The following is a 21,109-nucleotide window of genomic DNA, read 5'->3' on the forward strand; positions in this document are numbered from 1 at the left end:
GCGTTTCCGACTCTATCAGACTCTTTCGCGTCCGATTCCCGGTCGAAGCGGGATGCTTTCCAGATCCTGCGCTTTCGCGCTCTCCCTTTCCGGCGAGTCCGACTCTATCAGGCCAATTTCTTTTCCCTGACCACTCCCCACGGGCACGCCGAAGGAGCTTCAGGATAGAATCTGGGCTTGAAGGTCGCCGCCGACCCCCGACTCAAAGTCGCGTTGGGGTCAGGCAGGAGTACGACAGTACAGGCCGTCGGGTGACCGAGGCAAATCGTGGCCGTTGCGCCCCTAGGTCCGCCAAGCGGTAGGTCTCGGGCGGAACCGGGACTTCATATGACTTACTCTGCTGAGCAGTACGCCGTCCCCGATCAGCCGCGGCGGCGACATCTGCATCTCCGCCCCCTGGGAGGCTCCCCATGACCAATGTGACGTCCCCTCTTGCCGGACGCGCCATCGGCCTCACCGCGGTTCCCGACCCGGTCTTCTCCGGCGCGATGGTCGGCCCCGGCACCGCCATCGACCCCGTGCGCGAGCCGTCCGAGGCCGTGTCCCCGGTCGACGGCATCGTCGTCTCCCTCCACCCCCACGCGTTCGTCGTCGTCGACGAGCAGGGGCACGGGGTCCTGACGCACCTCGGCATCGACACCGTTCAGCTCAACGGCGAGGGCTTCGAGCTCCTCGTGAACAAGGGGGACACGGTGACCCGCGGCCAGAGCATCGTGCGCTGGGACCCGGCGGGCGTGGAAGCGGCCGGCAAGTCGCCGATCTGTCCGATCGTGGCCCTGGAGGCCACCGCCGAGTCCCTGTCGGACGTGCGTGAGGACGGCGACGTGAAGGTCGGCGACACGCTGTTCGGCTGGCAGTGACACCGCGGGCGCAGTAACAGCCAGTTGGACAACCACCGCGGTGGCACGGTCGCCGCACAACCGGAGACGGGTGAAATGGAGACAACGCTGCGAGGCGTCGGCGTGAGCCACGGTGTGGCCATCGGCGAGGTTCGGCACATGGGCACGGCGGTGCTGGAGCCGCCCGCCAAACAGATTCCCGCCGAGGAGGCCGAGCGCGAGCAGGGGCGGGCCCGGCAGGCCGTCGAGGCGGTGGCGGCCGACCTGATCGCGCGCGGCAACCTGGCCGGCGGCGAGGCACAGCACGTGCTCGAGGCGCAGGCCATGATGGCGCAGGACCCCGAGCTGATGTCCGACGTGGAGCGTCGCATCGCCGTCGGCAGCACCGCCGAACGCGCCGTGTACGACGCGTTCGCCGCGTACCGGGCGCTCCTCGCCAACGCCGGGGAGTACCTGGCGGGGCGGGTCGCGGACCTCGACGACGTACGGAACCGGATCGTGGCGCGGCTGCTCGGTGTGCCGATGCCCGGTGTGCCGGACAGCGACGAGCCCTACGTGCTGATCGCGCGCGACCTGGCCCCGGCGGACACGGCGCTCCTGGACCCGACGCTGGTGCTCGGCTTCGTCACCGAGGAGGGCGGGCCGACCAGCCACAGCGCCATCCTGGCGCGGGCGCTCGGCGTCCCCGCCGTGGTGGCGCTGCCCGGCGCCGGTGAGCTGGCCGAGGGCACGGTCGTCGCGGTGGACGGCAGCACCGGTGAGATCTTCGTCGACCCGACCGCGGAGAAGCGGGCGGAGATGGAGAGCGCCGCCGCGGCCCGCAAGGCCGCGTTGTCCGCCTCCACCGGCCCCGGCGCCACGTCGGACGGCCACAAGGTGCCGCTGCTCGCCAACGTCGGCGGCCCGGCCGACGTGCCCGCGGCGGTCGAGGCGGGGGCCGAGGGGGTGGGGCTGTTCCGGACCGAGTTCCTGTTCCTGGACGACAGCAAGCAGGCTCCGTCCGAGGAGAAGCAGGTCGCGGCCTACCGCGCGGTGCTGGAGGCGTTCCCCGAGGGGCGCGTGGTCGTACGGGTGCTGGACGCCGGCGCCGACAAGCCGCTGGACTTCCTGACGCCGGCCGACGAGCCGAACCCGGCGCTCGGCGTCCGCGGGCTCCGGAGCCTGCTGGACCACCCCGAGGTGCTGCGTACGCAGCTGACCGCGCTGGCGAAGGCCGCCGAGGGGCTGCCGGTGTACCTGGAGGTCATGGCCCCCATGGTGGCCGACCGCATCGACGCCAAGGCCTTCGCGGACGCGTGCCGCGAGGCCGGGCTGCGCGCCAAGTACGGAGCGATGGTGGAGATCCCGTCCGCCGCTCTGCGGGCGCGGTCGATCCTGCAGGAGGTGGAGTTCCTGTCGCTGGGCACCAACGACCTGGCGCAGTACACCTTCGCGGCCGACCGCCAGGTGGGCGCGGTGTCGCGGTTGCAGGACCCGTGGCAGCCGGCGCTGCTGGACCTCGTCGCGCTGTCCGCCGAGGCGGCCCGCGCCGAGGGCAAGAGCTGCGGCGTCTGCGGCGAGGCGGCGGCCGACCCCCTGCTGGCCTGTGTGCTGACGGGGCTGGGGGTCACCTCGTTGTCGATGGGCGCCGCGTCGATTCCGTACGTGCGGGCCACGCTGGCCAAGTACACGCTGGCGCAGTGCGAGCGCGCGGCGAACGCCGCCCGCTCGGCCGACTCGGCCGAGGAGGCGCGCAGCGCGGCGCAGGCCGTGCTCTCGGGCGAGTAGGTCCGGCGCGGCGGGCGAGCGGCCCGCACGCTGTTCCGAGGGAGGGGCTTTCCGCCGGCGCGGGAGGCCCCTCCCTCGTGTCGTCAGTGGTGCGCCTCCGGTTCGTCGGCTCCGACGTCGAACCCCGCGCAGTACTCCACGCCGGATTCCGGGGAGACGGGCTCTCCGGTCTCCGCGTCCGTGCAGTAGGCGTTGAAGACCTCGCCCGCCGTGAGAGGGGCGAGACCTCCGTGCGCCAGTCGCCAGCCGTGGACGCGGTCGGGGCTGTCGGGGGCGGTGGTGCGCAGGACCACGCCCGCCCGTGACTCCAGGGCGATGGCGACGGCGAGCACGGTGGCGAACTCCGCGCCCTGCGCGGTGTCCATGCGGACCGGCCCCGTGGTGTCGCGTCGGGCGTGGAGCACCGCGAGGAGCTGGTCGCCGTCCGTCGGGGCGCTGCAGACGAGGTGGTGGTCGCCCGGCCCCGCCGTCTCCAGCAGCCGCATCAGGAGGTGGGAGGCCCGGTCGAAGGCCGCGCGCCCGATGTCCTGGCCGCAGTCGGCGCAGGCTCCGAGGTCGGTGAGGACGAGGGTGGCGTACTCCCAGGTGGCCTGGCGGACCGCGCGGGAGAGCAGGAGCGGGATGAGGTCGCTGAGGCGTTCACCGGTGTAGGCGACCGTGGCTCCGGTGGAGGCGATCTCCGCGGTGAACCGGCTGCGGCTCGCCGGGGCGTCGGCGTCGAGGCCCGACTCGGCGCAGAACGCCGCGTACTCCTCCGGGTCGAAGAGGGCGACGGTGGTGTGCACGCCCTGGGCGGCGAGCGCTTCGAGCAGGCTCTCGACCTGCTGCAGGTAGACGGTGTGGTCGTCGAAGGTGAAGGTGCGGTAGCGCCGCATGGCCGCGAAGTCCTGGGCGTCGGCCAGGAGGCCGATGGTGCTGGGTGCTTCGCGGCGCAGTGCGCGGCGCATGGCGGCGCGGTGTCGCGGGCCTCGGTCGGATCGGTGTCGGTTGTGCTCGGTCTGCGCCATGTGTCCCCCTGTGCGCGGTGAATCATTGCTCACTCAGCGTAATCAGGGGGACTGACAGGCGTACTCTCAGCGGCGGGCCGCGGCCAGTTCGACGTAGAAGTGGAGGAGGCCGATGTCGTCCACGGAGCCCGGATTGACCGCCTTGGCCAGCTCGGTTCCCTGGAGCAGGCGTTTGACCGGAACCTCGATGCGCTTGCCGGTGAGGGTGTGCGGGATGCCGGGGACCTCGATGACCTCGTCGGGCACGTGGCGCGGGGAGAGGTTCTCGCGGATGGTCCGCTTGATCGCGGCGCGCAGGTCGTCGTCGAGGGTCGCGCCTTCGGCGAGGTGGACGAAGAGCGGCATCCAGTAGCCGCCGTCGGGTTCTTCGAGTCCGACGACGAGGGATTCGCGGATCTCGGGGAGCCGTTCGACGGCTTCGTAGATGTCGGCGGACCCCATGCGGACGCCCTGGCGGTTGAGGGTGGAGTCGGAGCGACCGTGGATGACGACCGAGCCGCGCTCGGTGATGGTGATCCAGTCGCCGTGGCGCCAGACGCCGGGGTACACGTCGAAGTAGCTGTCGTGGTAGCGGCTGCCGTCGGGGTCGTTCCACAGGCGCAGCGGCATCGAGGGCAGGGGGTTGGCGACGACGAGTTCGCCGACCTCGCCGATGAGGGGTTCGCCCGCCGGGTCCCAGGACTGGAGGTCGGCGCCCAGGCTGGGGGCCTGGAGTTCGCCGATGTGCACGGGCAGGGTGGGGACGGCTCCGGCGAAGCAACTGCAGACGTCGGTGCCGCCGCTGACCGAGGCGATCCAGAGGTCGAACCCCGCGGCCGCGAACTCGTCGTGGAGCCACCGGAACCCGTCGGGCGGCAGCGGGGAGCCGGTGGTGGCGACGCACTGGACGCGGGAGAGGTCGAGGTCGCGGCTGGGGTGGGCGTCCGCCTTGCGGCAGGCCATGACGTAGGCGGCCGAGGTGCCGAAGAACGTCGCCCCGGTCTGTTCGGCGACCCGCCACTGGGCGCTGATGTCGGGGTGGCCGGGGCTGCCGTCGTAGAGGACGACGGTGGTGCCGGTGAGGAGGCCGGAGACGAGGAAGTTCCACATCATCCAGCCGGTGGAGGTGTACCAGAAGAAGCGGTCCTCGGGCCCCAGGTCGCAGTGGAGGCCGAGCTGCTTGAAGTGTTCGAGCAGGATGCCGCCCTGGGACTGGACGATGGCCTTGGGCAGGCCGGTGGTGCCGGAGGAGTACAGGACCCACAGGGGGTGCTCGAAGGGGACCTGTTCGAAGACCGGTTCGGTGTCGGCGGAGGTGAGGTCGGCCCACGTGAGCGCGCCTTCGGGGGCGTCGGCGCCGAGCAGCGGGATGTGGACCACGGCGCGCAGGGTGGGCAGTTCGCGGCGCAGCTCGGCGACGGTGTCGGTGCGGTCGTGCTCCTTGCCGCCGTAGCGGTAGCCGTCGACGGCGAACAGGACGACGGGTTCGATCTGCTGGAAGCGGTCGAGGACGCCGCGCGCGCCGAAGTCGGGGGCGCAGGAGGTCCAGACGGCGCCGACGGCAGCGGTGGCGAGGAAGGCGACGACGGCCTGCGGGATGTTCGGGAGGTAGCCGCTGACGCGGTCGCCGGGGGTGACGCCGAGCGCGCGCAGTTCGGCGGCCAGCGAGCCGACCTGCCGGCGCAGCTCGGCCCAACTCACGGGGGCCTGGGTGTGGTTCTCGTCGACGTGCAGCAGGGCGGGGGCGTCCGCGCGGGCGGGGTCCTCGGCGGTGCGCAGGGCGTGCTCGGCGTAGTTGAGGGCGGCTCCGGGGAACCAGGTGGCACCGGGCATGGCGCGGCTGCCGAGGACGCTGTCGTACGGGGTGGAGAAGCGGACGTCGAACCAGTCGGCGACGGCTCGCCAGAACGTGTCGAGGTGGTCGACGGACCAGCGGTGCAGGGCGGGGTATCCGCCCTCGGCCGGGGCACCGTACCGGCTCGCGGCCCAGTTCTGGAAGCGGGTGACGGCCGCCGCCTCGATCCGGGCGGGGTCGGGCTGCCAGAGGGGGGCGTCGTACGGGGCTGAGGTCATGGGGCGGCTCCCTGGCTGGGCGGGTACGCGCGGTGGGCGTGTCGGCGCGCACGGGCTGGGGTGTGCGCGTGAGCGGCTGACACGGACGATGCCATGTGATCGTCTTCGGCACCAGGGTGGCCCCGCCGCCGCGGTGTCGCGGCCTTGGCGGCGGGTGCGGATGAACGGCAGTTGAACGGGGGGTTCCGCGGGTCGGGCGGGTGGCAGGGTGTGCGCCATGGACGGTCATGGCCTGGTGCGTCGGGTGGGATGGGTCGGTTCGGTGCGGGGGCTGCGCACGGTGCGTTCGGCGTGGCGGCGCCGGTCGGCGGACGCGCGTGCGCTGCCCGCGCGCGGTGCGGAGCGGGCCCGGGTGCCCGGAGCGCTGACGGGTGCGGAGCCGGGGCCGGGCGGGGGCGTGGTGCGGTTCGCCCGTTCGGAGTTGCTGGTCCGGGTGTCGGTGGGCGGTGCGGTGTTCTGGGCGTGGGACGGGGCGGAGCCGCTGCCGTCGTACGCCGTGGCGGGCGAGGCGCCCGCGCCGGATCTGCGGGCGGTGCTGGAGCCGGGCAAGGACGGCGGCTGGCAGGTGGTGTCGGAGCGGCTGACGGTGGTGGTGTCGCGCACCGGTGCGGTGGAGTTGCGGACTCCGGGCGGGGTCCTGCTGCGTCGCGAGCTGCCGCCGCGTTGGTGGGAGCCGGTGGGCGGGGGGCCGGGGCGGTGGGTCCAGCGGTCCCAGGTGCCGGCGGACGCGCGGTTCTTCGGGTGGGGCGGCCGGGCGGCGGGCCCGCGTCTGCGGACCGGGGTGTACGCGTTGTGGAACGCCGGTCCGGGCGGGCGTCGCGGGCCGGGGGGCGGTGTGCCGCGCCTGGCGATGCCGGTGCAGGTGGTGGTGTCGGACGCGGGGACGCATCTGGCGTTCCACGACAACACCTGGGCGGGCCGGGTGGTGCTGCGGGAGGGCGAGGAGGGCGCCGGGTCGGGGCACGACCGGGCGGGGACGTGCGAGGTGCGGATGGAGGGCGGGCCACTGCGGTGCTGGGTGGTGGCCGGCACGCCGGCCCGCGTGCTCCAGGGGTGGACGGCGTTGACGGGGGCGCCGGCGCTGCCGCCGTCGTGGGCGCTGGGTCCGCAGCAGGTCCGGTCCGGATCCGGGGGCGAGGAGGAGATACGGCGGATCGCCGCCGGGTACCGCGAACGGGGGCTTCCGCTGTCCGCGCTGCATCTGGACGGCGGCCACGGCGACGCGGGCCGGTCGTTCACCGTCGACCGCGAGCGGTTCCCCGCGCTGCCCGCGCTGGCGGAGGAGTTGCGGGAGGGCGGGGTGCGGCTGGTCTCGGTCGTGGACCCGGCGGTCGGGGCGCGGCCGGGTGACGAGGTGTTCGACGGGGGTGCGGCGGTCGGGGAGCGTGGGGCGTACGTCCGGGACGCTCGGGGCCGGGTGGTGGTCGGCGAGGGGCGGCCGGGCGCTTGCGTCTATCCGGACTTCACCGATCCGCTTGTGCGGGACTGGTGGGGATCTCTGTACGGCGAGCGGCTTGCGCAGGGCTTCTCGGGGATCTGGCACGACAGGGACGAGCCGGTGTCGTGCACGGCGTTCGGAGATCCGACGCTTCCCCGTTCGGCCCGGCACGCACTGGAGGGCCGCGGCGGCGACCACCGCGAGGCGCACAACGTGTACGGGCTGACGATGGGGCGGGCCGGGTACGAGGGGCTGCTCGGGCAGCGTCCGGACGAGCGGCCGTTGCTCGTGTCTCGGTCGGGGTGGGCGGGGTCGCAGAGGTACGGAGGCGTCTCCTCCGGGCCCGTGCCGCCGGGGTGGCCGGGGCTGCGGGCGTCGCTGGCGGTGGTGCTGGGCCTGGGACTGTGCGGGGTGCCGTACGCGGGCCCCGACGTGGGCGGGGCCTCGTCGCCGGAGCTGTATCTGCGGGGGCTCCAGTTGGGCGCGTACCTGCCGTTGTTCCGGAGCCGGGCGGCGGAGGGCGGGGGGCCGAAGGAGCCGTGGGAGTTCGGTCCCGAGGTGCTGGAGCACGTGCGGGCCGCGTTGCTGGAGCGGGAGCGGCTGCGCCCCTACTTCGTGACGCTGGCTCAGGTGGCGCGGCTGACGGGCGCGCCCTGTGTGCGGCCGCTGTGGTGGGGCACGCCGGACGACCGGTCGCTGCGGGAGTGCGAGGACGCGTTCCTGCTGGGCGACGCGCTGCTGGTGGCGCCCGTGCTGGAGTCCGGGGTGCGGCGGCGGGTCGTGCGGCTGCCGCGGGGCCGGTGGTACGACACCGCGACGGGCCGGGCGCACCAGGGGCCGGGGCGGATCACGGTCGACGCGCCGCTGTTCCGGGCGCCGGTGTTGGCCAGGGCGGGCGCGGTGCTTCCGGTGCGCGGCGCGGACGGCGGCGTGGAGCTGGAGGCGTGGGCCCCCGCGCCGGGGTGCGCCGGGGGCGGGCTGGTGGTGCGCGACGCGGGCGACGGGTGGGCGGAGCCGACGGTCGAGCGGTATGGCGCGCGGTGGGTGGGCGACCGCGTGGTGGTGGCACGGGACGGGGAGGAAGGCCCGGTCGGCACGGTGGTACGGGTGCGGGGGCTGGGGGCGGAGGCGTCGGGGGCTTGAGGCGGGGCCGCGGAGGCAGGCGCGGTTCGGTGAGCACTGGGCGGGGCCCGGTGGCGTTTCCGTGGGAGCGGAGCCGGGCGCGTACCGGCGGGTCCTTCGGGGCGGGCGTACGGGCGGGCGCTTCCGAGCGTGCAGGCGCGCGCGGCGCGCGCTACCGGGCGGGCGCGGGAGCCGGGCGCGTACCGGCGGGCGCTTCGGCCGGGGCCGGCGCGGGGCGCGTACCGGCGGTCGCTCCCCGTGGACCGCGCGGCGGGCGCGGGCCGACCGGCGCTCGGCGGGGGCGCGACGGGCCGGTGCTCGGCCTCGTCGCGCGCTCGGGCGTCGGCGGAGTCGGGCGGCGCGCGGACCTCGGCGGGGAAGGCGGGCGGCGTGCGCCCGCGCGCGGGCCTCGGCAGGGGGCGCCGTCTCAGCCGTAGCGGCCGGCGAACCAGGCCCGTACCGCTTCGGTGTGCAGGGGGAAGGCCAGGGCGCGCGGGCCGTACAGGATCTCGTAACCGGACGTCTCGGCGGTGGGGGCCGAGGGCGGGAGGCTGCTGAGGGGGCGGGCCGGGAGGAGGCCGAAGACCAGCAGATGGCCGGCGGCGTCGCTGAGGACGTCGGCGAGGCGGACGTCCTCCTCGGTGGCCTCGATACGGGTCTCCTCGCGCAGTTCGCGGACGACCGCGTGCCGCCAGTCCTCCGCGTGGTCGACGAACCCGCCCGGCAGGGCCGTACCGCCCTTCCGGGGCTCGATGGTGCGGGTGATGGCGACGAGCCCGGTGGTGTGCGGGCCGGAGACGGGGAGCAGCGCCACCGCGACCGGGAGCGGGTTGCGGTAGGCGGTGGCACCGCAGCGCGCGCAGACGCGGGGCCAGGCGTCGGCGGACGGGAGCGCGGTGTAGGGGGCTCCGCACGTGCCGCAGTGCGAGTCCCGTGCGTACGGGGCGGGCGGGGCGGGCTTGCTGCCGGGTTCGGACACGGGCGGACTGTATTCGATCGCCCTTCCGCCCGGACCGCGGAGCTGATAGACGGTGTGCCCATGACAGGAATGCGTACCGCTCTCCGTGCCCTGGCTGCCGCCGCCGCCCTGCTCGCCGTCCCCGCCACCGCTCCGGCGGCGCACGCGCGGCCCGAACCGAAAGCGCCCGAGGAGTTCGTGGCGCTGCGCTCGGTGGACCCGACGATCATCCAGGAGATGCGCTACACCACGGCGCACAACTTCGTGGGCGAGCCCGTGGACGGGTACCGGCAGCCGCTCTGCATCCTGACCCGGCCCGCCGCCCGTGCGCTGCACCTGGCGCAGAAGCGGCTGCTGCGCCAGGACTACGCCTTGAAGGTGTACGACTGCTACCGGCCGCAGCGGGCGGTGGACCACTTCGTACGGTGGGCGAAGGATCTCGACGACCAGGCGATGAAGGGGGAGTTCTATCCGTCGGTGGACAAGTCCCGGCTGTTCGCCGACGGTTACATCGCGGAGAGGTCCGGGCACAGCCGCGGCAGCACGGTGGACCTCACCCTGGTCGAGCTCCCGGCCCTGCCGACCGGGCCGTACCGGCCGGGCGAGCCGCTGACGCCCTGCTTCGCGCCGGTGGGCGAGCGGTTCCCGGACAACGCGGTGGACATGGGCACGGGTTACGACTGCTTCGACACCCTGTCGCACACGGACGACCCGCGGATTCGGGGGGCGCAGCGCGCGAACCGGCACCTCCTGAGGAGCACGCTGGCCGAGCTGGGCTTCGTGAACCTGCCCGAGGAGTGGTGGCACTTCACCTACCGCCCCGAGCCGTTCCCCACCACGTACTTCGACTTCCCCGTGCATCGCCGGTCGGTGGCCGGGCACTGAGCCGCGGGGGCGGTGAACGGGCGGCCGGGACCACCCCCGTGGGCTCCGGCCGCCCGCCCGTTCTCCCCTTCGGACGCGGTGGGACCGTGGCCGGTTGCGGAACCGGCGGCTACGGTGCCCCCATGTCACAGCAGACGTTCGACTCGTACGAGGAGTTCTGGCCGTACTACGTGGCGATGCACGCGCGTGCCGCCACCCGCTGGGTCCATCTGACCGGCACGCTGACCGGCCTCGCCGTCGCCGCGTACGGGCTGGCGCGGGGCCGGAAGCGGTGGTTGGCGGCCTTTCCGCTGATCGGGTACGGCACGGCCTGGCCCGCGCACTTCCTGATCGAGGGGAACAACCCCGCCACGTTCGGGCATCCGGCGTGGTCGCTGCGCGGGGACGCGCGGATGATCCGGATGATGCTCGCGGGCCGGGACGCGGAGTTGGCCGAGATCGCGGCCGCGTGGTCGGCCGAGCACGACGTGCTCCTCGGTTGAACACCCGCGAAGCCTTTTCGCCGCCCAAGGGTTGACGGGGCGTCATACGCGCAGAACACTCACAGCCCGGCCCGCCGGACGACGTGCGGCCCGTACCCCTGTCGGCGGGGGTACGGGCCGTACGCGTACCGCCGTCAGGTGGCGACCGGCCGGCGGGCTCGCGCGGCGCGGTCCAGCGCCTGCTCGACCACCTCGACCAGGACGTCCCGCACCGAGGACCGGTCCCGCGCGTCGCAGGCCAGCACCTCGACCTCGGGGTCGAGGTCGAGCGCGGCCCGCACGGTCTCCATGGGGAACCGGTCCGCCCCCTCGAAGTGGTTGACGGCCACCGCGAACGGGATCCGCCGGCGCTCGAAGTAGTCGACCGCCGCGAAGCAGTCCTCCAGGCGCCGGGTGTCCGCGAGGACGACCGCGCCGAGGGCGCCCTGGGCCAACTCGTCCCAGAGGAACCAGAAGCGGTCCTGGCCCGGTGTGCCGAACAGGTAGAGGACCAGGTCCTCACGGAGGGTGATCCGACCGAAGTCCATGGCCACCGTGGTCGTCGTCTTGGCCTCGACCCCCGCCAGGTCGTCGACCGGACGGCCCGCCTCGCTCAGCAGCTCCTCCGTGCGCAGCGGCCTGATCTCGCTGACCGCGCCGACCGCGGTCGTCTTGCCCACGCCGAATCCACCCGCCACCAGGATCTTCAGGGTGAGGGGCTCGACGGGCCGCCTTCTGCGGCTAGAGCGCCCGAAGGCCATTGATCACCTCGCGGAGAATGTTCACGTCCGGCAGTTCGGCCGGCGGAACGGGACGGGTGACGTGCACCAACGCGTCCTCGACGAGATCGCCGACCAGGACCCGCACCACCCCCACGGGCAGGTCGAGTTCGGCGGCCAGCTCGGCGATGGACTGGGGCATGTCGCTGCAGAGTTCGACGATCGTGACGTGTTCGGGGGCGAGCGTCTGGTCCCGGCCGGGATCGTCGGCGGCCGGTTCGGGCACGACGAGCGCGATCAGGTCGAGCCGATGGCGCAGGGCGCTGCTGGTGCGCCCCCGCGTCATCGCGTACGGGCGGACGACCGGCCCCGCCTCCGCGTCGTACCACCGCGAGGACTGCGGGTCAGGGGAGTTGTCCGGGGGTGCGTGGCCCGCGTTCCGGGGGGAGTCAGCGCTCATGCCCGCCCCTCACCCTCCGGCGGGCAGACCGGTCGTCCGCGGCGCGTTGGCCAGATGCGCCCCCACGCGTTTGACCATGAGCGTCATCTCGTACGCCACCTGGCCCACGTCGGAGTCGGCGTCGGCCAGGACGGCGAGGCAGCTCCCGTCGCCGGCGGCGGTGACGAAGAGGAACGCGTCGTCCAGTTCGACGACGGTCTGGCGCACCCGGCCCGCGTCGAAGTGGTGGCCCACTCCCTTGGCGAGGCTGTGGAAGCCGGAGGCGACCGCCGCGAGGTGTTCGCCGTCCTCGCGGGTCAGACCCTGCGAGGCGCCGGTGGCCAGGCCGTCGCTGGAGAGCACGAGCGCCTTGCTGATGCTGGCGACGCGCTGGACGAGTTCGTCGAGCAGCCAATTCAGCTCGCCCGAGCCCTGGCGTGCGGGGTTGTGTGCTGTGGCGTTCGGTGCGGTCATCGACCGTCCCCTCCCGGAGTCGTTCCTCGTGCTGTGCCACCGGGGTCGGCTGTGTCCTCGGTGTTCTCGGTGTTCTCGGTGTTCTGAGCGTTCTGGACGGTCTCGCCGTTCTCCCGGCGGCCGCGCTGCCAGCCGCGCTGGAGCGAGGCCATGCGGTCGCGCACCTCGTCGGCGTCGCGCTCGACGTCGTCGACCGCGTCCGCCGGCGCCAGGGACCGCGTCCGGTCGGGGGTCTCCTCGCGGAGCTGCGGGGCGAGGCTGGCCTGCCGGACGCGCCGCGGCAGCCCGCCCACGGTGTCGGGGGCCGGGCCGCCGGGGCGCGTCCCCGCGGCGTAGGGCGATTCGGTGGTACGCGGCGCCTCGTGCGCGGTCCGGGGCGATGCGGTCCGGTGGGCGGCGCGGGACGACCAGGGGGCGTCGGCGGGTCGCGGCCCCTCCACCGCGCGCACCGGCCCGGTGTGCGCGACCGGGCCGGTCGCCGTGCGGGGAGCCGACGCGGTCGGCGCGTCGTCGCGAGCCCCGGCGTCCACCCGGCGGCCGCGGTCGGAGACCAGCGTCGGCGGGGTGCGGCGGGGCAACGGCGCGGGACCGGAGGGGCGCATCGGGCGGACGTCCGCCGTGGTGTCGCCGCCGTGGTCGCGGGCCTGCTGGTGCCGGGTCCGGTCGGGGTCGCGGCGCGGGTGGCCGGGCGTGTCCCCGCGCCCGTCGCGGTCGGGGTCGCGGCGCGGGTGGCGGGCGCGGAAGACGCCGCCGCGCTCGCTCTCGGCGTCCTCCAGATCGGACACGCCGTCCAGGACCGGGCCGAGGGCCGGGTCCAGCGGATCGCCGGCGGCGTCCGCCCCCTCCCCCACCGCCTCCAGCTCGACCGGTCCGTCCAGGACGGCCGGACCGCCGAGCCCGGCGGGGACGACTCGGGCGAGGCCGGTGGAGCTGCCGCCGGTGCGGCGGTCCCCGCCGGGGCGCTCCGCCTGCCGGGTGGCGCCGCCGATCGCCCGCTCGGCCCGGCGGTCGAGGCGGAAGCCGGTGCCGTGGGTGTCGGGGGCGTCGGTGAGCAGGGCCACGGGGATGAACACGACCGCGGTGGTGCCCCCGTACGGCGACTTCTGGAGGGAGACGCGGACGTTCTGCCGGCGGGCGAGCCGGCTGACCACGAACAGGCCCAGCCGGTCGGTGTCGGAGAGTTCGAAGTCGGGGGTCTCGGCGAGTCTCAGGTTGGCGTCGAGGAGCACGTCGGGCGTCATGCCGAGGCCCCGGTCGTGGATTTCGAGCGTGAATCCGTTGGAGACGCGCTCCCCGTGCACCTGGACCGCGGTGTGCGGCGGGGAGAAGACGGTCGCGTTCTCCAGGAGTTCGGCGATGAGGTGGGTGAGGTCGGCCACCGCGGGGCCGCCCACGCCGATCCGGGGCAGCCGCCGGACCTCGATGCGCTCGTAGTCCTCCACCTCGGCGACGGCGGCCCGTACCACGTCCATCAACTGGATGGGCTTGCGCCACTGGCGGGAGGGGGCGGCGCCGGAGAGGATCACGAGCCCCTCGGCGTGCCGCCGCATACGGGTGGTGAGGTGGTCGAGGCGGAACAGGTCGGCCAGCTCGTCGCTGTTCTCGGTACGGCGCTCCATGGCGTCCAGGAGGGTCAACTGGCGGTGCAGGAGGACCTGGTTGCGGCGGGCCAGGTTGACGAAGACCTCGGAGACGCCGCGGCGCATGTCCGCCTGCTTGACCGCGGCCTCGACGGCGGCGCGTTGGAGGGTGTTGAGCGCTTGGCCGACCTGGCCGATCTCGTCGGGCTCGTAACCGAGGTGCGGGGCCTCGGTCTCGACGTCCACCTGTTCGCCGGCGGCCAGGCGGCGCATCACGCTGGGCAGCCGGACGCCGGAGACCTCGTGGGCGTCCTTGCGCAGCCGCGAGAGGTCGCGGACGAGGCGGCGGCCGATGCGCACGGAGACGAAGATCGAGGCGACCAGGGCCGCGAAGCCGAGGACTCCGGCGATTCCGGCCCGGACGAGGACCCTTCGGCCGACCGGTTCGGCCCGGCCGGCGAAGCGGTTGCTCATCTCGGTGGAGTCGCCCGCCAACCGGTCGAGGACGGGCCCGGCGGCCGCCTCCCAGCGCTCGGTGTCGACGGCGCCGGGGCGCTGCGTCGGGCCGGCGGCGATGAGGACGTCCTCGGCGGTGCGCAGCCGCTCGGCGTCGGGGCCGCCCCAGAAGTGCTCGACGCGGCGGCGCTCGTCGGCGGGGAGGTTCTCCAGGCTGACCTCGTAGAGCAGCTCGCGCTGGGCCACCAGGCCGGCGATCCGGCGCAGGTCGAAGGTGGTGAACCGGTCGGCGATGAGGCCCGAGGCGATCAGCGCGTCCTCCCGCGCCAGCATCTCCCGAGCGCGGGATATCCCGGCCAGGGCCCGCATCTGCTTGTCCAACTCCGCGTTCTGCAGCGTGTGGAGGCCGTTGAGGAGGCGGTAGGAAGGGTCGACGAGGCCGTTGTAGAAGTCCAGCGCCTTCGCCCGGCTGATGGTGCGCTTCTCCACCGAGTCGCGCAGCGCGTCGAGCCCGTCGACGGCGCTCACGATCGCGTCCAGGCGGTCGCGGTCCTCGCCGCTCAGTGCTTCGCGCACCTCCTGCCGCTCCGCGTTCTCCCTGACCTCGTCCACGGTGCGGTCGGTCGAGGCCCGTAGGCTCAGGAGGAGGGGGAGCGCGTCGGAGGCGCGCGGGTCGGCGAGGAAGACGAGGGTCTGGCGCCGCTCGGCCTGGACGGCCCGGACGGTCTCCTCCAGGGGGTGGACGACCTTCTCCACTACGGCTCCGGCGCCCATCAGCGCGCTCGCCTGGCGGCCCGTGACGTACGTGGCGAAGATCCAGAGGCCGGTGAGGGAGACGAGCGGCACGAGCAGCAACGCCACGATCTTCCTGCGGATGGACTTCCCGCGAAAGCGCATGGCCTCCCCCAGATCGGCCCCGCACCGCGGGGGTGGTCTTCTCCCGGTCGCCCTTCGCCCCCGCCCCGCCGCGCGGGCACCGGCGCGTATCGGGCGAACGCGGGCGAGGGTCCGTCCTGCGTGTATAAACGGCGCGAGCCTACTACTGCCGCAGAGTCGGTCCCCAGGCGCTTCCGGACGATTTTCAGCCGTCCCTGCGCGGCTGGATCACGAGTTGTCCCGGTATCCCCCGCAGACGAATCTCGCGAATACGACAGAGGGGACCGGTCGGACTGAGCCGTACCAGCACGGGCCACTTGGCTGGAATTCTTCGCTCTTCGGCTTTCGGTGTGCCGCGGGTGCTTTTCCAGGGGAATCTTCGGGGCGGGTGGTTCGTCCCTATGTACGGGGTAGACGCACGGCGGGAGCGTGCGCGGCAGGTCGGACGCGATCCGCCTGCGGGGAGACGGCACAGGCCGGGCAGCCACCCTGATGTCGGACAGCGGTGGGGAGTTGAAGGTCCTTGAGCACGAAGGAGCGCGGTGCCGGAGTCCCGGCGGCCGTGGGCGCGGACGCCGGGTACGGGGGGCGGCCGCCTCGGCAGTTGTGGGTGGAGGAGCCGGCCACGAAGCGGCGGATGCCCGATGCGGTGCGGACGGCCGCGGTGCGTGCCGTCCTCGTCATGTCGTTCACGATCATCCAGGCGATGATCGCCTTTCTGAGCACCTTGACCGGCTCGTGGCTGGCCTTCCCGATGGTGCTCAGCAGCGTCGTCAGCACGGTGGCCGCCACTTGGGCGGTGCTGGACGTGTGGGTGACCCGGCAGGTGTGGAACCAGCGCCACGGCGTGGTGTCCGTGCCGAGCAGCACGGCCCGGCAGATACGCCGGGAACGGCGCAGGGCCCGGCGGGCCGAACGGGCCGCCGAGCGGGACGGCACGGGCGGCGGCATACGGGACCGCCGGAACGCCGGCGGCCTCTCGCGCGCCTGACGCCTCGGTCCTGCGGGCCCTGAGCGGCGTCCCCTCGCGCGGGCCGCGCCCGGACATCGGGTGCGGCCCGCGTGGCGGGGGGGCTGCCTGCGGGAGGCGGCTGCCTTCTACGGGCGCGTTCGCCGTCGTGGCACGGGCGTCCTACGGGAGCGCGGTCACGGGCTCGGCGGATGCCGGGTGCGCGGTCACGGGCTCCGCCGGGCGGGCGAGGGTCCCGGCCCGCCGTCGTGGCGCACCGCGCGACGGCCGGGGCGCGGTTTCACGGGCTCCGCCGGGGTTCCTTTTCCTGGGCGGCGGTGGACTGCTCGCTCCGTTTGAACATGCGGGTCGCCGTGATCTCGCCGTGCACCGTCTCGCCATCCGGGTCCTGCTGCGGGAGGCCGGGGCGCAGGTGCTCCTCGACGCTGATGTACTTCAGCCCCGCCCGCAGGTCGGCGTCGTTGCGCAACCGGATGACCAGGGGGAATTCGGCGAGCGCGGTCGTGTCGAACAGACCGGTCGTGTAGAGGAGCTGCACGCCCAGCGCGTCCGACACCGCCCGCTGGAGCTCCAGCAGATACGTGGCGTTGGCGCGGCCGATCGGGTTGTCCAGGAACAGGGTCCCGGCGTGCCGGTGGCGGTCGCGGCCCCGGTCGTTGCTGCGCAGGGCGGCCATCGTGCAGTAGAGGGCGATGGCGGCGGTGAGCAACTGCCCGCCGGAGAAGACGTCGCCCATCTGCCCGACCGGGACCCGCTCGGCGCGGAGCACCGCGTCCGGCTTCAGGATCTCCACCGCGATGCCCTTGGGGCGCAGCGCGGCCTCGACGCCCCGCAGCAGCAGGGACACGCCGTCCCGGCGCAGGTCGGAGTTCTTCCTGAGGGCGGCGTGGGTCGCCTCGTCGACGACCTCGCCGAGGCGTTCGGTCAGGGTGGTCTGGTCGGGCTCCTCGAAGCGGATGCGCAGGAATTCCTGCCCCGACCACTCCCCCAGCCCTTCGGGGAGCTGGGAGAGCCGCTGGGCGGAGCGCAGGGTGGCCAGCGCGGATTCGACCAGGCCGCGCAGCCGGTCCACGATCGAGTCGCGGTTGCGCTCCAACTGGACCAGTTCGTCGGTCAGGACGCGCAGGCGGGGGGCGAAGGCGTCGGCCCACTTGCGGGCGTGCTCCGGCAGCGCGGCGGCGGGCAGTTCGCGGATCTGCTGGCGGGCCGGGGTGCGGACCTGTTCGTAGCGGGTGGAGTTGGCGTGCCGGACGAGCACGTCGCTCGCCTCCCGTACGGCGCTCTCGGCCGCCGAGAGGTCGGCGTTGCACCCGCGCAGGGAGCGGCGGGCCTCGGCGGCGGAGTGCCGGGCCTCCTCCAGGGTGCCGGGGTACGGTTCGGCGCTCTCGCCGCCGTCCTCCGTCGCGTGGTCGCGGAGGAGGTCGCGCAGGAGCGCCGCGGTCTCGTCGAAGCCGCCCGCGGACTCCTCGGCGGTGCGGTGGGCGTGCAGCAGCTCGCTGTGGGCGGCGCGGGCGGTGTCCAGGGCCGCGGTGGCGGCGGCCAGCTCGGCGGTGGCCGTGCGCAGGAGGGCCTGGGCCTGCTCGGCGTCGGCCGGGACCGACTCCTCGGGCAGCTCGGTGTGGTGGGGCCGTTCGTCGTCGGGGGCGAGCCGTTCGGCCTCGCCGCGCAACCGGCCCAGGTGCTCGCTGGCGGCGGAGGCGCGGGACTCCAGGAGTTGGACGTGGGCCTCGGCGCGGGCCACGGCGGCCTGGCGGGACGGGCCGTCCGCTCCGTCCGTGCCCTCCAGGAGTTGGGCGGCGCGGACGCGGACCTTGTTGGTGAGGCGGTCCAGCTCGGCGAGGGCGGCGCTCTCGTCGCTCTCCGCGCGGGCCTGCTCGGCGCGCAGGTCGGCGCCGACGCCGACCTTCTCGTACAACTGGGAGGCGGCCCGGTACGCCTCGCGCAGGGCGGGCAGCGCGGTGCGCGCCGCGGTCTCGTCGGGCTCCGGGAGGTCTTCGGGGACTCCGGCGATCTCGGCGCGCTCGGCCCGCAGGGCGCGGGCGGTGCGGCGGGCGTCGTCCCCGGCGCGCTGGGCGGCCCGGCGGTCCTCGTCGGCGGCGCGGGCGAGGTCGAGGCAGACGGCGGCGCGGGCCTCGGACTCGGCGGCCTCGTCGACCAGTTCGCGCAGCCGGGCCTGCCAGCCGGCCCGCTCCCGCAGCCGGTGGGCGAGCCCGGCCAGGGCGTCGGCGGCGCGGCGGGCGCGCTGGGCGGCCTCCTGGCGCTCGTCGCGGACCCGTGCGGCGTCGGCGGCGATCTCGTCGGCCTCGGTGCGGGCCCGCCGGGCTTCGGCGAGGGCGGCTTCGGCGCTTTCGGCGGCCGTACGGGCGCTGGCGGCGGCCTCGGCCAGCTCGGCGAGCACTCCGGGCGGGCAGTCGGCGCGCCAGGAACCGATGCGGGCGGCGAGGGAGCGGTCGGCGGCGAGGCGGGCGGCGAGCGTACGGATGTCCTCGTCGCGGGCGGCGGCCCGGCTGCGCAGCGCCTGGCGCTCCTCGTCGGCGGCGTGCTCGTCGTGCATGGCCGGGTTGGGCGGGACGAGGAAGACGCCGTCGTTCCGGGCGTCGGGCCCGGCGCCGGGGGCGGGGACGGGGGCGAGGAGGGCGGCGGCGGTGCCGACGGCGACGGCCGAGCGCGGCAGCAGCGCCGCGCCGCCGAGGACGTCGCGGGCGCGGCTGTGGGCGTCGGGGTCGGTGATGACGACGCCGTCGACCAGCTCGGGGCGGGCGGCGAGGACGGCGGCGTGGTCGGCGGGGTCCACGGCCTGGGCGAGGTAGCGCCAGCCGGGCAGGGCGGGGATGCCGTGCTCGCCCAGGTACTCGGCGGTGGCGAGGACGTCGGGGCCGGGCGGCAGCAGGCCGCCCTCGCCGAGCGCGCCGAGGATGCGGGCGTCGTCGGCGGCGGCGGTGCGCAGGTCGAAGAGGCGACGCTCGGCGGCGGTGACGGACCGCTCCAGGAGGTCGCGCAGCTCGTCGGCGCCGCGGTCGAACTCCTCCGGGCTCAGCGGCGGGTGGGCGGCGGGCTGGTCGGCCACGGCGACGGCGCGGTCCGGCGCGGTCCCGGTGGCCGTGCCGTCGCCGCCGTGCGGGTCGGTGCGGGCGGCGGCCCCCCGGTCCGTCGCCGGCGCTTCCTCGGCGGCCGCCCTGCGCGGGTGGGGGACCGCGGAAGCGGCGGGCAGGCCGAGCAGGTCGGCCAGGCGGGGGTCGGCGGCGATGGCGGCGGCGGCGCGCAGCTCGTCCTCGTAGCGCCGCTCGGCCGCTTGGGAGCCGTCGGCCGCGCGGGCCGCCGCCAGTTCGGCGCGGCTCTCGGCGGCCGCCGCCTCGCGGGCGGTGTCGGCGGCGGTCCGGGCGGCTTCGCGGGCGGTGTCCCAGGCGGCGACGGCGGTGTGCTCGGCGTCGTTGGCGGCGAGCGCGGCGCGGGCCGGGTCGGCGTCCGGCGCGGTGTCGTCGAGCCATCCGGCCCGTACCGCTTCGGCGGTCTCCTGTTCGACCTCGGCCAGGCGCTGGCGCAGGTGGCCGGCTTCGCTGCGGGCGCGCTGGGCCTCGGTGGCGGCGACCGTGGCGTCGCGGTGGGCGCGTTCGCCGGTGGCCTGGAGGGTCTCGGAGCGCTCCTCCTGCTCGTTGGCGAGGCGCTCGCCCTCCTCGGCGGCGGTGTGCAGGGCCCGTACGAGGTCGGCGGCGGCGGCGCCGCGCGCGGCGAGGGCCGGGGCGGCGTCCCGTTCGGCCTCGCGGATGGCGGCGGCGACCCTGGCGGAGCGGTCGGCGGCGGCGCGGTGCCGCAGGACGGCCTCGGTGGCCTGCCAGGCGGCGTGCAGGGTGCGGGCCTCGGCCAGCTCCCTGCGGCCGGCGGCGGCGCTCCTCTCGGCCGCGGACAGGGCCAACGAGGCGTGCCGGTAGGCGAGTTCGGACGCGATCAGGGACCGGCGGCCGCGGACGGCGTCGGCCTCGGTGACGGTGTGCGCGGCGGCGGTGACCCGTCCGGCCAGCTCGGCGGTGCGCCCGCGCTCCTCGGCGGCGCGGGCGGAGAGGCGGCGGGCCAGGGTGCGGGTGCGGCGTTCGGCGGCGGCGTGGACGTCGCGGGTGCGGGCGCGGGTCTCGGTGGCCTCGACGATCCGGCCCAGCAGGTCCACGGAGCCGGCGGTGAAGTCGCGTTCGGCGGTCAGCTCGGCGCGGCGGCCCAGCTTGTCGCCGAAACCGCTGACGAGGTCGGCGAGTCCGTCGGTGTCGCGGGTGTCGGTGACGGCGCGGAGCAGCAGGTCGGTGAAGTCGGAGTCCTTCTTCACCGCGAAGAGCCCGGCGGCCTCGCCCTCGTCGGCGTTCATCTCGCGCTGGTAGCGGAAGAGTTCGGGGTCGAGGCCGAGCTCGCCCAGGTGCTCGTTCCAGCGGTCGTGGATCTCTTCCCAGTGCACGTCGAGGTGCTGGTAGAACTTGCCCGCGTCCATCAGCGCGTCGCGGAAGCCCTTCATGGTGCGCCGCCTGCCGCGTGCGCCGGAGACGCCCTCGGCGGGGCGGCCGACGGCGGTGGCCTCCGCGACGGGCAGGCTGTCCAGGCTCAGGCCGGGTCCGGGGCGGAAGGAGTACCACGCCTCGGCGAACTTGCGCGGGTCGTTGGAGACCTGCCGGCCGCGCCACTCGCTGACCTTGCCGACGACGACGCACTCGCCGGTGAGGGTGTGCTGCCACTCCAGGGCGACGTGCCCGCAGTCGTCGGCGAGGAGGAACTTGCGCAGCACGCCGGAGCTGGCCCCGCCGAGGGTGTTGCGGTGGCCGGGGAGCATCACGGAGAAGATCAGCTTCAGCAGGACGGACTTGCCGCCGCCGTTCTCCAGGAAGAGGACGCCCGCGGGCGCGGGGCGGCGCGGCGGGCCGACCGGCTCGTCCTCGAAGAACTCCGCCTGGGCCGGGGCGGGGTCGGGGACGGGCGCTCCGACGCCGCGCAGGTCGAGGACGGTGTCGGCGTAGCGCGCACCGGCGGGTCCGATGGAGTAGAGGCGGACCCTGGACAACTCGTACATGGCGGCGGACTCTCGTCGT

General features: G+C 74.9%; 14 protein-coding genes. 6 read left to right on the forward strand and 8 right to left on the reverse strand.

What is annotated here, in order from left to right; genetic code table 11:
* Positions 1-410: 410 nt before the first annotated feature.
* On the forward strand, positions 411-860 hold the full coding sequence (locus ACZ6EJ_RS15370; RefSeq protein ID WP_469267521.1) for a PTS sugar transporter subunit IIA: 450 nt from the start codon (positions 411-413) through the stop codon (positions 858-860).
* 75 nt (positions 861-935) lie between these two features.
* Positions 936-2,606 (forward strand): phosphoenolpyruvate--protein phosphotransferase, encoded by a 1,671-nt coding sequence (gene ptsP, locus ACZ6EJ_RS15375; RefSeq protein WP_469267523.1) that lies wholly within the window; start codon positions 936-938, stop codon positions 2,604-2,606.
* Between the two features lie 83 nt (positions 2,607-2,689).
* Here the strand turns inward: ptsP and ACZ6EJ_RS15380 are convergent, their stop codons facing one another.
* Together ACZ6EJ_RS15380 and ACZ6EJ_RS15385 are read right to left on the reverse strand one after the other, a co-directional pair.
* Positions 2,690-3,613 carry a hypothetical protein gene (locus ACZ6EJ_RS15380; RefSeq protein WP_469267525.1) on the reverse strand — a complete coding sequence of 308 codons (924 nt, stop codon included), beginning with the start codon at positions 3,611-3,613 and terminating at the stop codon, positions 2,690-2,692.
* 66 nt (positions 3,614-3,679) lie between these two features.
* Positions 3,680-5,665 (reverse strand): acetoacetate--CoA ligase, encoded by a 1,986-nt coding sequence (locus ACZ6EJ_RS15385; protein WP_469267526.1) that lies wholly within the window; start codon positions 5,663-5,665, stop codon positions 3,680-3,682.
* A gap of 217 nt (positions 5,666-5,882) precedes the next feature.
* On the opposite strand from ACZ6EJ_RS15385, the gene ACZ6EJ_RS15390 reads away from it, so the two are divergent.
* Positions 5,883-8,246: a glycoside hydrolase family 31 protein gene (locus ACZ6EJ_RS15390; RefSeq protein ID WP_469267528.1), complete on the forward strand. Its 2,364-nt coding sequence runs from the start codon at positions 5,883-5,885 to the stop codon at positions 8,244-8,246.
* 406 nt (positions 8,247-8,652) lie between these two features.
* On the opposite strand, the gene ACZ6EJ_RS15395 is transcribed toward ACZ6EJ_RS15390, so the two are convergent.
* Complete coding sequence (locus ACZ6EJ_RS15395) at positions 8,653-9,204, reverse strand: NUDIX domain-containing protein (protein ID WP_469267530.1); 552 nt, start codon at positions 9,202-9,204, stop codon at positions 8,653-8,655.
* A 60-nt stretch (positions 9,205-9,264) separates the two neighbouring features.
* Between ACZ6EJ_RS15395 and ACZ6EJ_RS15400 the strand changes: the two genes are divergently transcribed.
* Positions 9,265-10,068: a M15 family metallopeptidase gene (locus ACZ6EJ_RS15400; RefSeq protein WP_469267532.1), complete on the forward strand. Its 804-nt coding sequence runs from the start codon at positions 9,265-9,267 to the stop codon at positions 10,066-10,068.
* Between the two features lie 122 nt (positions 10,069-10,190).
* Positions 10,191-10,550, forward strand: a complete 360-nt coding sequence (locus ACZ6EJ_RS15405; RefSeq protein ID WP_469267534.1) for an Mpo1-like protein — start codon at positions 10,191-10,193, stop codon at positions 10,548-10,550.
* Between the two features lie 134 nt (positions 10,551-10,684).
* Here the strand turns inward: ACZ6EJ_RS15405 and ACZ6EJ_RS15410 are convergent, their stop codons facing one another.
* The 4 genes from ACZ6EJ_RS15410 to ACZ6EJ_RS15425 are packed head-to-tail and all read right to left on the reverse strand — an operon-like array spanning position 10,685 to position 15,094.
* Positions 10,685-11,290: a GTP-binding protein gene (locus ACZ6EJ_RS15410; RefSeq protein ID WP_469267535.1), complete on the reverse strand. Its 606-nt coding sequence runs from the start codon at positions 11,288-11,290 to the stop codon at positions 10,685-10,687.
* Positions 11,271-11,708, reverse strand: coding sequence for a DUF742 domain-containing protein (locus ACZ6EJ_RS15415; RefSeq protein WP_469267536.1), 438 nt, complete (start codon positions 11,706-11,708; stop codon positions 11,271-11,273). Before ACZ6EJ_RS15415 ends, ACZ6EJ_RS15410 begins: the two co-directional genes overlap by 20 nt.
* Positions 11,709-11,717: 9 nt before the next feature.
* Positions 11,718-12,161, reverse strand: coding sequence for a roadblock/LC7 domain-containing protein (locus ACZ6EJ_RS15420; protein ID WP_469267538.1), 444 nt, complete (start codon positions 12,159-12,161; stop codon positions 11,718-11,720).
* A complete protein-coding gene (locus tag ACZ6EJ_RS15425) occupies positions 12,158-15,094 on the reverse strand; it encodes a nitrate- and nitrite sensing domain-containing protein (protein WP_469267540.1) in 2,937 nt (978 codons plus the stop codon). The genes ACZ6EJ_RS15420 and ACZ6EJ_RS15425 overlap by 4 nt, the downstream gene beginning before the upstream one ends.
* 616 nt (positions 15,095-15,710) lie before the next feature.
* Between ACZ6EJ_RS15425 and ACZ6EJ_RS15430 the strand changes: the two genes are divergently transcribed.
* Positions 15,711-16,064, forward strand: a complete 354-nt coding sequence (locus ACZ6EJ_RS15430) for a hypothetical protein (RefSeq protein WP_469267607.1) — start codon at positions 15,711-15,713, stop codon at positions 16,062-16,064.
* Between the two features lie 259 nt (positions 16,065-16,323).
* Here ACZ6EJ_RS15430 and ACZ6EJ_RS15435 read toward each other — a convergent pair whose 3' ends face one another.
* Positions 16,324-21,090 (reverse strand): hypothetical protein, encoded by a 4,767-nt coding sequence (locus tag ACZ6EJ_RS15435; RefSeq protein WP_469267541.1) that lies wholly within the window; start codon positions 21,088-21,090, stop codon positions 16,324-16,326.
* Positions 21,091-21,109 lie beyond the last annotated feature (19 nt).

This window comes from Streptomyces sp. NPDC041970 (assembly GCF_055588985.1).